This window comes from Streptomyces sp. NPDC030809 (genome assembly GCF_055572195.1).
The window spans coordinates 146,074-158,576 of the sequence record NZ_JBVIDV010000019.1 but is presented as its reverse complement, the minus strand read 5'-3'; the positions used below and the strand labels follow the sequence as shown (position 1 = coordinate 158,576).

Below are 12,503 nucleotides of genomic sequence, written 5' to 3'. Positions count from 1 at the left end.
GCGGAACGTCAGCGGAACAGCAGGGCGGGCGGCGAGCCTACCCCGGTACGAACCGACCACCGGGGAGATGTTTCATGCAACGACGTACGTTCCTCAAGGGCACCGTGGCGGGCGCAGCGTTCGCCGCGGTGCCGCTCGACACCCTGCTGGCGACGGGGGCCTCGGCCGCCACGACGACGACGGTCGGTTCGATCGCCGAGTTGCAGAGCGCCGTCAACCGGGCGGCGGCGGGCGACCGGATCGTGCTCGCCGACGGCACGTACACCGTGCCCTCGGCGGGCATCTCCGTCTCGGGCAGGAACGGCACGAGCAGCGCCCCGATCACGATCGTCGCGCAGTCGCGCGGCGGCGCGGTGCTCCAGGGCGCGCGCAGTTTCGTCTTCGCCAACTCGACGAACATCACGGTGAGCGGGTTCGCCTTCCGGCAGAGCACCACCCTGGAGATACCGGCGAGTTGCTCGCGGATCCGGCTCACGCGCAACGACTTCCGGTTCGCCGACGTGAGCGGGCTCGACTGGGTCGTCGTACGGGGTGACGACGTCAAGATCGACCGGAACCGCTTCCACGACAAGACCACCGAGGGCATCTTCGTGGTGGCCGACGGTCCCGGCTCGACGGCCATGGCGCAGCGGCTCCAGATCTTCCGGAACCACTTCTCCGACCACAGCTTCGCCGGGGCCAACGGCGGCGAGCCGATCCGGCTCGGCGTCAGCAGCCGGGCGCTGTCGAGCGCGTACGCGGTGGTGGAGTACAACCTGTTCGAGCGGTGCGACGGCGACCCGGAGACCATCTCGGTCAAGTCCTCGGACAACACGATCCGTTACAACACGATCCGCGACAGCCTCGGCGGGATCGTGCTGCGGCACGGCAACCGCTCGACGGTGGAGGGCAATTACCTGCTCGGCGGCAGGGACGGCCTGCGGCTGTACGGCAACGACCACCTGGTGGTCAACAACTACGCGGGCGGGCTGTCGGGCAAGGGCCTGGTCGTGGGCAGCGGCAGCACGCGCGACCACCACTCCGGGGAGACCACCGAGGAGCGGCGGGGCAACGATGCGTGCGACCGGGCGGTGATCCTGCACAACACCCTGGTCGGCAACGGGGGCGGGATCGCGGGCGAGACGCGGGAGTTCGAGCCGCGGGACGTGGTCCTCGCGGACAACCTCCTCGTCGGCGACTCCGGCAGCCTGGTCGCGATGGGCAAGACCTCGGGCTTCACCTGGCAGGGCAACCTGCTGTGGGGCGGTGCGTCCAACGGGAACATCCCGTCCGGCGGCTTCGTGCGGGCCGATCCGGCGCTGGTCCGGGGCTCCGACGGGGTGTTCCGCCTGACGGCGGGCAGCGCGGCGATCGACGCGGCGACGTACGCGGGCCGGACGGTTGCGGAGGACATCGACGGGCACCCGCGCGGCAGTGCGCGTGACGTCGGCGCGGACGAGTTCTCGGCTTCGGCGCCGGTCCGGCGTCCGCTGACCACGGCGGACGTGGGTCCCGACGCGGCCTGAGCGGGCGGTGCGTGCGTCCGGCGGCGGGGAGGACGGGGTGCCTCCCCGCCGCGGAACAGAGGGGGAACGCCCTGCCGGTCCGAGGCCGGGGCCGGCTGCGGCAGTTGTGCCGTGCCGGGAGCACCGGGCCCGACGGCTCCGTCGGCTGCCGCGTGCCGTGACCGCGGCGGGCCCGCGGGCGGGTCAGTGCCGTTCGGGGGACCAGCCGAGGCCCTCGCGCGCCTTGTCCTGGTTCCAGCGGCGGCCGGAGCCGTCGCCGGTGACGTGGAAGACCTCGTAGCCGGACCGGTGGTCGAGCGCGGCCAGTACGGCCCGGGAGAGGTCGGCGGCCGCCAGGGCGGGGATCATCGTGCCGTCGGCGGCGCGGCGGGCCGTCTGCGGGACCCCGGGCAGGGACCAGTCCGGCCAGGCCTCGTCCGCGGTCGGCCAGGCGAGGCGCAGGACGGTGGCGGACATGCCCCACTCTTCGGTGGCGGCCCGGCAGACCTGCTCGGCGAGGCGTTTGGTGAGGCCGTACAGGTCGGTGGCGTCGGCCGGGACGGTCTCGTCGAGCGGGCGGTCGGCGAGGTCGCGGTAGACGGACAGGCTGCTGAAGAGCACGGCGTGCCGGACCCCGGCCTCGTGTGCGGCGCGGAGGGCGAGGTGGACCGAGGTCACGTTGACCTCGAAGGCCCGGGCCGCGGCGGCGGGCCCCTCGGCCCCGGCGGGTGCGAGGGCGGCGTGCACGACCGCGTCGACGCCCTGGACGGCGCGGGCCAGCGCCGCCGGGTCGTTCGCCGTGCCGGCCACGTGTTCCCAGGGGCCGGCGGGCGGGCGGGGATCGAGCACGCGCACCTCGTGCCGCTCCGCGAGGGCGGGCAGCACCAGGCTGCCCACGTGTCCGGACCCGCCGATCACCAGGATGCTCATGGGGAGAAACTAGCCGGGTCCCGATCCGGGACGGAACGATTTTTCTCCGTGGCGGCGGACCCTGCCGTACGAACGCGGGGAGGGGCAGGGCCGGGCAATCGCCGCGGAACCGGAGCATCCACCCCGGGCGTCATGATCGACAAGGTTGTCCGAAGGAATCCGGAGGAAGAGACCCATGCGCATCCGCCCTGCCCGCCGTACCGTGCTGGCCGCCCTGGGGGCCGGAGCCGGTGCCGTGCTGACCGCGGCCGCCGCCCCCGCCTCGTCGGCCTCCCCGGCGCCGCCCGGGACTCCGGCGGCCGCCGGGTCGCCGGCCGGCCCCCGGGTCGCCCGTGCCCTGGCCGCGCTCGAACGCGAGCACGGGGCGCGGCTCGGGGTCTACGCACTGGACACGGGTACCGGACGGGCCGTCACCCACCGGGCGGACGAGCTCTTCCCCCTGTGCTCGCTGTTCAAGACCCTGGCCGCCGCGGCCGTCCTGCGCGATCTGGACCGCGACGGCTCCGTCCTGGCCCGGCGCATCCACTACACCGCGGCGGACGTCGCCCGCTCCGGGTACTCCAAGGTGACCGACCGGCCGGAGAACCTCGCGAACGGGATGACGATCGGCGAGCTGTGCCGGGTGGCCATCACCCACAGCGACAACACCGCGGCCAACCTGCTGCTGCGCGAGCTCGGCGGCCCCTCCGCGGTGACCCGCTTCGCGCGCTCCGTCGGGGACCGGGTCACGCGCCTGGACCGGTGCGAGCCCGAGCTGAACAGCGCCGAACCGGACCGCGTCACCGACACCACCACCCCGCGGGCCATCGGCCGTACGTACGCCCGGCTGGTCCTGGGCGACGCGCTGGACCGCCCGGACCGCGAGCTGCTGACCGCATGGCTGTGCGCCAACACGACGAGCGACAAGCGCTTCCGGGCGGGGCTGCCGGCCGAGTGGCGGCTCGGCGACAAGACGGGCGGCGGCTCGTACGGGACGAACAACGACACGGGCATCGCGTGGCGGCCGGACGGGGCCCCGCTGGTCCTGGCGGTGCTGACGACCAAGCCCGCTGCGGATGCGGCGGCGGACGACGCCCTGGTGCGCCGCACGGCCTCGGCCCTGGCCGAGGCCTTCGAGGGCCGGGGCGGCGGCCGGGACCGGTAGGGCCGGGGGGTTGCCGGGGGCGCGGGGGGCAGCGGGTGCGGCCGGTGCCCGGATGGGGGAAGCTGGCGGTGACCGCTGCGTCGCCGTCGGCCGCGGCGGGACGCCGGAGCGAGGAGGGGGCCACGTGCACACCACGCGAACCCACCGACGGTCCCGGACCGGCGCGGCCGGCCCGCGGACGGCGGTGCTGCTCTGCCTGACCGGCGCGCTGGCCGCCGCGCTGCCCGCCTCGGCCGCCGGCCCGGGCACGCCCCCGCCCCCGGTCGTGGTCGTGGACTGCGCGGGCACCGGGCAGGTGCGGCCCGCCGAGTACCTGCTCGCCTGCGGGGACGGCAACAACCGGCTGGTGGACCTGAAGTGGCGGACCTGGGGGCGGACGAGCGCCACGGCCACCGGTACCGACATGGTCAACGACTGCGTGCCGTACTGCGCGGCCGGGCGCTTCCGCGCGTACCCGGTGCAGGTCACCCTCAGCCTCCCGGAGAGCTGGCCCGGCCACACCGGCACGCGCCGCTTCAGCACCCTGCGCCTCGTCTACCCGGGCCCGGCACCGTCCCCGGTCCCCCACGACGTCACGTACCGGATCGCCTACTGACACGCCGTGGGATGCGTGCGCCGTACCGCCGATCGCGCCGCAGGGACCCGGGAACCGCCGGGCTACGATGGCGATCATGGAACTCCCCTCGCTGCCCAGCACCCAGGCTGCCGTCACGGCCGTACGCGCGATCGCGGACGAATACCACCTCGGCATGACCGTCACCGATGACATCGGCGCGGACCAGGTGTCGCGGCGGACGGCGGCGGAGCCCTTCACGGCGGTGGACCCCGACGGCACCCTGCCCCACGAGGCCTTCGTGGAGCTCGCCGGCAGCCCGGCGGTCAGCGTCCGCCTGTTCCCGGACGGGGACGCGCTCGTCACCGTCGACGGGGTGGAGTTCCACGACCTGCCCCGCGACAGCGTCCCCGCCTTCCTCCGGTCCGTCTACGCCGGGCTGGCGCACGTGAAGGCCCGGCTGTTCCCGCCCGGCCAGTGGCTCGTCGTGCCGCTCCCCGGGGACGAGACCCACAAGGAGCTCATCCCCATGCCGAACCTCACGCCCTGGCTCGCCGGGAGGCTCCGCTAGACCGCCCCGGTGCCCGTGTGTTGCTGCCGAGGGGGCAGCACCGTGCGGACGTGCGCGCGGAACGCCGCGGTCGCCGGGTGGCCGGGCACCGCGGGGGCCAGGAAGTGGACCGTGACGGGCTCGGCGTCGGAGAGCGGCAGGTAGCGGACTCCGGGGTGCGGGTGGCTGTGCCGGGTGGCCTCGGCGGTGACGCCGACGGCCTCGCCGGTGGCGATGGAGGTCAGCCACTCGTCCACGTTGGAGACCACCCGGGTGGCTTCCGGCCCGCTTCCGGCCGGCCACAGGGCGGTGCTGGTGGTCGCGGCCGTGGCGCACAGCACGACGGTGCGGCCCGCCAGGTCGGACAGGGCGATCCCGGGGCGGTCCGCCAGGGGGTCGTCCGCGCAGACGGCCGCGACCCGGGGTTCGCTGTAGAGCGGCAGGACGGCGAGGTCCGGGGCGCGCGTCTCGGGCAGGGCCCGCAGGAAGGCCGCGTCCACGGCGCCGCGCCGCAGGGCGGCGTGCGGGTCCTCCAGGTGGTGGACCTCGACGGGGGTGTGCGGGTGGTCCCGGCGCCAGCCGCGCAGGAGGTCCACGGTGTGCGCGCCGAGGGCGGCCCAGGCGAAGCCGATGCGCAGCGGCCGGGTGCCGCCGGCGGCCTCGGCGAGTGCGTCGTCGAGCTGGGCGAGGATCCGGTGGGCGCGCTCCCACAGCCTTGCGCCTTCGGCCGTGAGCGCGAGGCTGCGCGTCGTACGCTCCACGAGGCGGGTGCCCACGCGGTGCTCCAGCTGGTCCAGGGTCCGCGAGAGGGCGGGCTGGCTGATCCGCAGGACCGCCGCGGCGCCGGTGATGGTGCCCTCGTCGCCGATGGCGGCCAGGGCGCGCAGGTGCCGGAGCTCGACATTCATAACCACCAAGCATAAGTGCTGCGTGGAAGGCATTTCCCCGGCCGGGGTGCGGCCCCTTAGCGTCGGGGCATGCGAATCCTCCTGATCGGCGCCGGCGGCCTCCTGGGCACGGCCGTGCACCAGGCCCTCACCGCCCGCGGCCACGACGTCGTCACCGCCGGACGCTCCCGCGGCGACCTCCGGTACGACATCACGGACCCGGAACAGATCACGGCCCTGTACGAGGCGGCCGGGCGGGACGGGCGGCTGGACGCGGTGGCGAGCGCCGCCGGCTCGGTCCCGTACCGGCCCGTGGCCGAGATGACCCCGCAGGACTGGACGGCGGCCTTCCGGGGCAAGGTGCTCGGCCAGGTCGAGCTGGTCCGGCAGGGCCTGGACCGGGTCTCCCCGCGCGGCTCGTTCACGCTGGTCACGGGGGTGCTCGCGCGCAGCCCGATCGTGACGGGCACGGCCGCCTCGCTGGCCAACGGGGCCGTGGAGGCCTTCGTACGGGCGGCGGCCATCGAGATCGCACCGCAGCGGATCAACGCGGTCAGCCCGACGGTGTTCTCCGAGGCCCTGGACGTGTACGGGGACTTCTTCCCCGGGTTCGCCCCCGTGGGCCTCGCGGAGGTGGCGCAGACGTACGTGCGTTCCATCGAGGGCGCGGAGACCGGGCGGGTCTTCGAGCTGGGGAACTGAGCTCCGCCGCACGGCGCGGCCGGGCCGGGCGTACGCGTCGGCGTCGGCGTCGGCGTCGGCGTCGGCGTCGGCGTCCGGGTGTACGCGTCGGTCCCATCGGGTCGCTTTCGGCGGCCGGGGAGGTCATGGTCGGCGATGCGGCTTGTCCGTGGCGTCGGCGGTTGCCTAGCGTTCAGCCGGGTCAGCGGGGTGCCGGTGCGCGTGCCCCCGATTCCCGTCGAACGGACTGCACATGACCCGACCTCACGTGACGCCGTCCGGACCGCGACCGCTTCCGGCCCGCCGCGCCGTGCTCTCCGGTGCCGTCTCCCTCGGGGCGGCGCTGGCCGCCTTCGGGGCGGCCGCCCCGGCCCGGGCGCAGCCCCCGCGGCGGCGCGCGGGGGAAGGGATCGACATCACGGACTGCGACACCTGGGGTGCGCGGCCGCCGCGGCGCGACGTCACGGTCCTGGACTCGGCGCCGCACAAGATCATCGTGCACCACACGGCGACGAAGAACGTCACCGACTACTCGCGGGCCCGGGCCCACACCCTGGCCCGGGCCATGCAGACGTACCAGATGGACACCCAGGGCTGGATCGACACCGGGCAGCACTTCACCGTCAGCCGGGGGGCGTACGTCACCGAAGGCCGGCACCGGAGCCTGGAGGCGCTCGACAGCGGCGAGGAGATGGTCGAGGGGGCGCACTGCAGCGGGCAGAACTCCGTGGCCGTCGGCATCGAGAACGAGGGGACATACGTCTCCCAGGAGCCGCGCGCCGAGCAGTACGAAGCCCTGGTCGCCCTGTGTGCGCGGGTCTGCCGCCAGTACGGCATCCGCGCCTACCAGATCTACGGCCACCGCGACTTCAACGCGACCGAGTGTCCGGGCGACCGGCTGTACGCGCTGCTGCCGCGGCTGCGCGAGGACGTGGCAGCAGCACTCGGGGGCGGCGATCCCGTCGCGCCGCTGTGGGCCGTGCTGCGCCGGGGCGACACGGGCGAGCGGGTCCGCAGTCTCCAGTACCTGCTGGAGCAGCGCGGCGCGGTGCTCCCGGCGAACGGCGTGTTCGGACCGGAGACGGAGCAGGCCGTCCGGGCCTTCCAGCGGCTCAACGAGACGGTCGTGGACGGGGTCGCGGGCCACCAGACCTGGCACCAGCTGACCGGGCCGGTGGCCCGGGGGGCGACGGGGCAGGCGGTGAAGGCCGTGCAGACCCGGCTGGCCGCGCTCGGGTACCGGACCGCGGTGGACGGTTCGTTCGGGGCGGGGACGGCCGCGCTCGTGGCCTCGTTCCAGTCGGCGCGCTCGCTCCCCGCGGACGGGGTCGTGGACGCCCGGACCTGGAACCGGCTGCTGGGATGAGCCCGGGTCGCGGCGCGGGCCGGGCGGCCGGGCGGGCCCGCGCGGGGCGCCGGTCAGGTGAGCGAGAAGAAGAGGGTGTCCTGGGTGTACCAGTCGAGGGCCTTCGTGGCGAAGGTCCACTCCTGGTGCTCGAACTCCAGCTTCTCGACGAGCTCCTGCACGTCGTGGCGCAGCTCGGGGTCCATCCGGTCGAGCACCGCGCGGTAGGCGTCGGCGGCGGTCTTGGCCTTGGCCAGGGGCAGGTGGCCGATGGCCGGGTAGCCGTCGACCGGCCAGGGCAGGTCGGGGAACTCCGCCGGCGGGCCGCCGTACAGGAAGCCGTGCGGCAGCAGGTCGGCGGGCACGCCCAGCCGCCGCATCTCCTCGTCCACCAGCCCGAAGAACGTGCTCGGCCTCGCGTACGTGCCCAGCTGCGAGGGGTCGGACGCGTTGCGGTCGATGACGAGCTGGAGGGCGGCGTGGTAGGCGTTGCCCGCGCACGGGGCGTCCGAGTCCGCACGGCCGGCGATCAGGTGTTCGAGCGCCTCCGGTACGGACAGTCCCCAGTCCACGCCCTGGCGGTCGAGGTCCGCCTGGTACTGCGCGGCGAGGCGGCGCATGGCGGCCAGGTTGGCCGCGCGGTCCGCGGAGAGGCTGCCGCCGCTGCCCAGGAAGGCGAGCACGTCGGCCTTGTCGGCGGTGGAGTACGCGATGTTGTGGCTCATGACCGCCATCTTGCCGACGGGCACTGACAGCGGGCCTTCAGTGGGTGGTGCCGGTGCCCGTGCCAGGCCGGGCGCGGGCGGCGCGCCAGTCGCGCACGCGGGCTTCCACGTCGAAGGGTTCGAGGTTCAGGGGCGGGCCCGGCGGCGGGCGGCGGAGCGCGGCGGAGATCTTCTCGTTGACCGCGGCGAGGATCGCGCGGACGCGTGCTTCGGTGGGCGCCCCGGCGGCCTCTTCGAGGGCGTCCTCGGCCTCCTTGCGGAGGGCGAGCGCGGGCGGGAGGACGGAGACCCCTTCCGCGTGCAGCTTGCCCTTGACCCACCACAGCTCGTCGTAGGGGGCGCTGTCGTCGGGCAGGGGCTTGCCGAATCCCGGCAGGCGCGCGAACTCGCCGCGCTCGGCCGCCTCGCGGATCTGCTTGTCGACGAAGGATTCGAAACTGACGCCCGGGGGTTTCCGCTCGGTCATGCTTCCAGCGTACAAAAGCCGCCGGGCTGCGGCGGGGCGTCCACCCGCTCGCCCGTCTTCGGCGGGCAGGCGGTGTCCAGGGCGGTCGAGCGCCGCCCCGCGGCGGGCCCGGCCGAGCGGCCCAGGTTCGGCGTCGGCATCGGCCTCGAGACCGGCCCGGGGCCTGCCGGGCGGGGGGAGGAGCCGGGCGCCCGCGAGGTCGGCAGCCGGGTCTGCGGCGCAGAACTCGGCCGAAGTCGGTGATCCTGCACCGGGTGCCGTCGGAGTCGAACGTGCTCGCCGGGCGCGGGCCCCGTGCAGCCGGAGGGGCGGCCCCCCGGCGGCCGGGGGCCGCGAGGGGCTCGTCCCGGAGCGCCCGGGTCCGGGGCGCGGCTACACCGCCGGGAACGGCCCCGGGCCCCGCCTCGCACGCGCGCGAGCCGGTCCGGCGGCAGGCTACGGGCGGCGGCGGACGGCGGCCCGGTGGGGGGGGCCTCCCGGTGAAGTGCCCTGAGGAGGCGGGCGGGTTGAGGGGCTGCTTCGGCGGTGCGGGTCGGCACCCGGCCGCGGTTCCACGGTTCGCCGTGCGCCCCGGGGGCTCACGATCCACGGGTGCGGGAGGCGCGCCGAGGGCTTCTCGGTCCGGCCGGGCGGAGCCGGCTGCGGGCGGGGCCGGCGGTCCGCGGGCGGGGCACCGGATCCGACGCGCGGACCCGGTGCCGGGAGCCTGGTTCAGGCCTTGAGGTGGGCCAGGACGGACCGCATCGCCTGGTGGACCGCCTCGCGGGACTCGTCGGTGGGGTCCAGGGTCTCGAAGCCGTGCCGGCCGTTGGGCACGTCGATCACTTCGACCGCCGCCGAGCAGGCCTGCGCTGCAGCAAGGAAATCCGCGACGGTGGTGGCGATTTCGGGCATCTCGCGGCCCGCGCGGGTCAGGACGACCGGCAGGCCGCCCGCCCCCGCGATCGCGTCCGCCGGGCGGAACCTGTCCCCGGTGAGGCCCCAGTTGGGCAGGGGCGCCAGGATCGGGTAGGTGGCGGCCAGGCAGCGGAGCCAGGCGGGGGGCGCGGCGAGCCAGTCCGCGGTGAGCGGGCCGCTGCCGGAGAGGAACCACAGCGCCACCCGGTCCGGATCCACGCGCGGGTCGCGGCGGACCTGCGCCACGGCGGCCGCCACGTCCTCGGCGGCGCGCGCGTAGTCGGCGACCCCGTGCAGGCGGTGGTCGAACGTCGCGCCCACCGCGCCCTGGGTGGCCGCGTACCGGGCGTACCCGACGAGGGTGGGCCAGTCCCGCGGGGTGGGCCGGGCCTCGGCGGGCACCGGGCCCCCGTGGACGAAGACCACCGCGGGCCGCGGGCCCTCGGCCCCCTCCGGCAGGTAGACGTCCACGTTCCCGGAACGCTCGCGCGGGAGTTCGGGCAGGTCGATCAGGAACGGGCGGAGGTGTACGGGGAGTTCGGCCGCGTCCGACCCCGGGGAGCCGGCCGGCTCCAGGCGGTGGCCCTCGCCGGCCGCGGCCCCGAGCAGTACGGCGGCCAGCTCGGCGGGTCGGGAGAGCATCGGCCAGTGTCCGGTGGCCAGTTCGAAGAAGGTCACGCGCCGGTCCACGAGGGCTTGCAGGGCCGGGTCGCCGAAGCCGACCACCATCTGGAGCATCTCGATGCTCGCGCCGTTGTCGGTGCACAGCACCCCGGTCGTGGGCACCGCGGCCACCGCGCCGGTGAGCCGCAGCGGCTGGCGGAGGGTCCCGAGCGGCTGGGGGCGGGCGAGGGCGGTGAGCCGGTCCAGCTTCGCGTCGGACAGGCCCTCGGTGCTCCCCCAGCGCTGCCAGCCGTCCCGCGCCGGGGGTGGCAGCTCGCCCGCCGGGCCCTCGTCCCCGGCCAGTTCGGCGCGCAGTTCCTGGTCGGGCACCGCCGCGAGGGCGGGCACGCCGTCCTGCGGCATGCCCGCGTCCAGGTAGACGATCCGGGCGATCCGCCCGGCCCGGCGGTCGGCGGCGCCGAGCACCGGGTGGATGCCGTAGTCGTGGCCTACGAGGACGAGCTGCGCACCGGGTGCCTCCTCGACGGAGTCGATCACCGCCAGCACGTCGGCGATGTGCGTCTCCAGGTCGGGGGCGGGCGCCCCGGGGGCGGGCGGTCCGTCCAGGCCGGTGAGGGCCGCGGTCCGGACGCGGGCGCCCGCCGCGGTCAGGCGGGCGTCCGTCTCCTCCCAGACGTGCGTGCCGGTGAACACGCCGGAGACGAGGACGAAGGCGGGGGCGGCCTCGGCCGTCCCGTGCGCCTGCTCCGCCGGCTTGCTCGCCGCGCTCGCCGCGGTCGCCGCCCCGTGCACCGTCTGCTCGTTCATGTGCTTCTCCTCCGCCGGTCCGTACCGTCCGCACCGGGCTCCTGCGGCCCGTGGCGCTGTCCGCACGGTAGGAACTCCCCCAGGAGGAGATTCAAGTGCGGCCCGGGCCGCGGGCGCGTCAACTCCCTTCGCCCGAGCGCCGCATCGCGCGACCGGCAGGGGTCCGACGCCGTACGTGCGCGGCTGCGGGCGCGCACGTGGGCGGCGAGGTCTTCCGTACCGGCCCGGCGTTCGGCCGGGAGGGGCGGTGAACTGCGGCACCGTACACCCGATCGGTTCACCCGGCTCGTTCCAGCCGTCCGCTCGCCGCCTCCGACGCCCGGCCTGCCGCACTTGTCCGCAGCCCGGTCTCGGGGTTGTCATGAATCCGCAACAGCGGACCGGCCCGGGAACCGGCCGGATCCCGCCGCTGTGTCTGCCGACGCGAGTGCCGGTGCCGGGCCGGTCGCGAACCTCGGGGAGAAGCCCATGCAGTACGCAGCAGGCGTCCGCCGGACGGCGGCGATGATCGTGGCGGCCGCGGCGGCCACCGCCCTGATGACGGGCTGCACGCCGTCCGGCGAAGACGGCGCCGGTGGCGCGCCCACCACCCCGCCCTCCTCGTCCTCCGGCGGCACGACCGGCGGGAGCACGGGGGGCGCCGCCACCGGCGGTTCCGGCGGCAGCGCCTCCGGCGGCGGCTCGGCCACGGGCGGATCCGGATCCGGGTCCTCGGGCTCGACCGGCGGGAAGACGGGCGGCGCCGCCACCGGCGGCACCACCGGCACCACCACAGGGGGCACGACCGGCAGCACCACCGGCGGCGGCACGACGGGCGGCTCCACCGGCGGCTCGGGCGGCACCAAGCCCAAGCCCTGCACCTCCGCCGACGTGGAGGTCTCGGAGGGCCACCAGGCCGACGTCCGCCCGCCCGGCACCGGAACCGGCGCCGCCGTCGTCTCGGTCGCCAACACCTCCTCCAAGGTGTGCACCCTGCGCGGGTACCCGACCGTGGCCGGGGCCGGCAACGGCTCGCCCGCCAAGAACGTGCCCCTCGCGACCACCCGGAGCGGCCCGGTGACCACGGTCGCCCTGGCCCCCGGCATGAAGGCGTGGACCAAGCTCACCTTCGTCCAGGTGCAGGGCGAGGCGGACGGCTACTGCCAGTCCGGCGCCACACCCGTCGCCTTCCCCACCATCGTCCTGGGCGTACCCGGCGCCGGCGCCCACCAGATCGCCATGGACGACGGCGTGTTCGCCCTCTGCGACAACAAGGTGACCGTCACCGCCTTCACGTACGTCAAGCCCGCCTGACGCGGCACCGGGGGGGGGGGGGGGGGGGGGGGGGGAGGGGGACGGCACAGCCAACAAGCCCCCACCCCCCCCCATCCAGCGGCCACCTCCCCTCCCTCACCCTCCCCGAGCTCTACA

The 12,503-nt window shown here is 75.7% G+C and carries 13 protein-coding genes; 7 read left to right on the top strand and 6 right to left on the bottom strand.

Annotation, left to right across the window (positions count from 1 at the left end; genetic code table 11):
* Window positions 1-74: 74 nt before the first annotated feature.
* The gene (locus tag ACZ407_RS24700; RefSeq protein WP_468131748.1) at window positions 75-1,505 is read left to right on the top strand and encodes a chondroitinase-B domain-containing protein; all 1,431 of its coding nucleotides are present in this window, start codon (window positions 75-77) and stop codon (window positions 1,503-1,505) included.
* 183 nt (window positions 1,506-1,688) lie between these two features.
* Here ACZ407_RS24700 and ACZ407_RS24695 read toward each other — a convergent pair whose 3' ends face one another.
* Window positions 1,689-2,414: an NAD-dependent epimerase/dehydratase family protein gene (locus tag ACZ407_RS24695; protein ID WP_468131747.1), complete on the bottom strand. Its 726-nt coding sequence runs from the start codon at window positions 2,412-2,414 to the stop codon at window positions 1,689-1,691.
* Window positions 2,415-2,589: 175 nt separating this feature from the next.
* Here ACZ407_RS24695 and bla point away from each other — a divergent pair, with 175 nt between their 5' ends.
* The 3 genes from bla (at window position 2,590) to ACZ407_RS24680 (ending at window position 4,682) form a co-directional block, all read left to right on the top strand.
* Window positions 2,590-3,558, top strand: coding sequence for a class A beta-lactamase (gene bla, locus ACZ407_RS24690; protein WP_468131745.1), 969 nt, complete (start codon window positions 2,590-2,592; stop codon window positions 3,556-3,558).
* Between the two features lie 124 nt (window positions 3,559-3,682).
* Window positions 3,683-4,153: a hypothetical protein gene (locus ACZ407_RS24685; protein ID WP_468131743.1), complete on the top strand. Its 471-nt coding sequence runs from the start codon at window positions 3,683-3,685 to the stop codon at window positions 4,151-4,153.
* Window positions 4,154-4,229: 76 nt separating this feature from the next.
* Entirely contained in the window at window positions 4,230-4,682 is a 453-nt protein-coding gene (locus ACZ407_RS24680) for a hypothetical protein (RefSeq protein WP_468131741.1), read from the top strand.
* Here ACZ407_RS24680 and ACZ407_RS24675 read toward each other — a convergent pair.
* Window positions 4,679-5,569 carry a LysR family transcriptional regulator gene (locus tag ACZ407_RS24675; RefSeq protein ID WP_468131739.1) on the bottom strand — a complete coding sequence of 297 codons (891 nt, stop codon included), beginning with the start codon at window positions 5,567-5,569 and terminating at the stop codon, window positions 4,679-4,681. The two genes, ACZ407_RS24680 and ACZ407_RS24675, sit on opposite strands and share 4 nt — an antisense overlap.
* Window positions 5,570-5,638: 69 nt before the next feature.
* Between ACZ407_RS24675 and ACZ407_RS24670 the strand changes: the two genes are divergently transcribed.
* Window positions 5,639-6,250, top strand: a complete 612-nt coding sequence (locus ACZ407_RS24670) for a short chain dehydrogenase (protein ID WP_468131737.1) — start codon at window positions 5,639-5,641, stop codon at window positions 6,248-6,250.
* A 232-nt stretch (window positions 6,251-6,482) separates the two neighbouring features.
* Entirely contained in the window at window positions 6,483-7,595 is a 1,113-nt protein-coding gene (locus ACZ407_RS24665) for a peptidoglycan recognition protein family protein (protein ID WP_468131735.1), read from the top strand.
* A 53-nt stretch (window positions 7,596-7,648) separates the two neighbouring features.
* On the opposite strand, the gene ACZ407_RS24660 is transcribed toward ACZ407_RS24665, so the two are convergent.
* The 4 genes from ACZ407_RS24660 to ACZ407_RS24645 all read right to left on the bottom strand — a co-directional run bounded on the left by ACZ407_RS24660 (window position 7,649) and on the right by ACZ407_RS24645 (window position 11,093).
* The gene (locus tag ACZ407_RS24660; RefSeq protein ID WP_468131733.1) at window positions 7,649-8,299 is read right to left on the bottom strand and encodes a DUF7691 family protein; all 651 of its coding nucleotides are present in this window, start codon (window positions 8,297-8,299) and stop codon (window positions 7,649-7,651) included.
* A gap of 37 nt (window positions 8,300-8,336) precedes the next feature.
* Entirely contained in the window at window positions 8,337-8,765 is a 429-nt protein-coding gene (locus ACZ407_RS24655) for a DnaJ family domain-containing protein (protein ID WP_468131731.1), read from the bottom strand.
* Entirely contained in the window at window positions 8,762-8,905 is a 144-nt protein-coding gene (locus ACZ407_RS24650; RefSeq protein WP_468131729.1) for a hypothetical protein, read from the bottom strand. Before ACZ407_RS24650 ends, ACZ407_RS24655 begins: the two co-directional genes overlap by 4 nt.
* 571 nt (window positions 8,906-9,476) lie before the next feature.
* Entirely contained in the window at window positions 9,477-11,093 is a 1,617-nt protein-coding gene (locus ACZ407_RS24645) for an alpha/beta fold hydrolase (protein ID WP_468131727.1), read from the bottom strand.
* Window positions 11,094-11,561: 468 nt separating this feature from the next.
* On the opposite strand from ACZ407_RS24645, the gene ACZ407_RS24640 reads away from it, so the two are divergent.
* Complete coding sequence (locus tag ACZ407_RS24640; RefSeq protein WP_468131725.1) at window positions 11,562-12,386, top strand: DUF4232 domain-containing protein; 825 nt, start codon at window positions 11,562-11,564, stop codon at window positions 12,384-12,386.
* Window positions 12,387-12,503: the final 117 nt, after the last annotated feature.

Bases quoted from the DNA above. Each gene is read 5' to 3' on its own strand.
- ACZ407_RS24700 (WP_468131748.1), top strand. From the start codon at position 75: ATGCAACGACGTACGTTCCTCAAGGGCACCGTGGCGGGCGCAGCGTTC.
- ACZ407_RS24695 (WP_468131747.1), bottom strand. From the start codon at position 2,414: ATGAGCATCCTGGTGATCGGCGGGTCCGGACACGTGGGCAGCCTGGTG.
- bla (WP_468131745.1), top strand. From the start codon at position 2,590: ATGCGCATCCGCCCTGCCCGCCGTACCGTGCTGGCCGCCCTGGGGGCC.
- ACZ407_RS24680 (WP_468131741.1), top strand. From the start codon at position 4,230: ATGGAACTCCCCTCGCTGCCCAGCACCCAGGCTGCCGTCACGGCCGTA.
- ACZ407_RS24675 (WP_468131739.1), bottom strand. From the start codon at position 5,569: ATGAATGTCGAGCTCCGGCACCTGCGCGCCCTGGCCGCCATCGGCGAC.
- ACZ407_RS24670 (WP_468131737.1), top strand. From the start codon at position 5,639: ATGCGAATCCTCCTGATCGGCGCCGGCGGCCTCCTGGGCACGGCCGTG.
- ACZ407_RS24665 (WP_468131735.1), top strand. From the start codon at position 6,483: ATGACCCGACCTCACGTGACGCCGTCCGGACCGCGACCGCTTCCGGCC.
- ACZ407_RS24660 (WP_468131733.1), bottom strand. From the start codon at position 8,299: ATGAGCCACAACATCGCGTACTCCACCGCCGACAAGGCCGACGTGCTC.
- ACZ407_RS24655 (WP_468131731.1), bottom strand. From the start codon at position 8,765: ATGACCGAGCGGAAACCCCCGGGCGTCAGTTTCGAATCCTTCGTCGAC.
- ACZ407_RS24650 (WP_468131729.1), bottom strand. From the start codon at position 8,905: ATGCCGACGCCGAACCTGGGCCGCTCGGCCGGGCCCGCCGCGGGGCGG.
- ACZ407_RS24645 (WP_468131727.1), bottom strand. From the start codon at position 11,093: ATGAACGAGCAGACGGTGCACGGGGCGGCGACCGCGGCGAGCGCGGCG.
- ACZ407_RS24640 (WP_468131725.1), top strand. From the start codon at position 11,562: ATGCAGTACGCAGCAGGCGTCCGCCGGACGGCGGCGATGATCGTGGCG.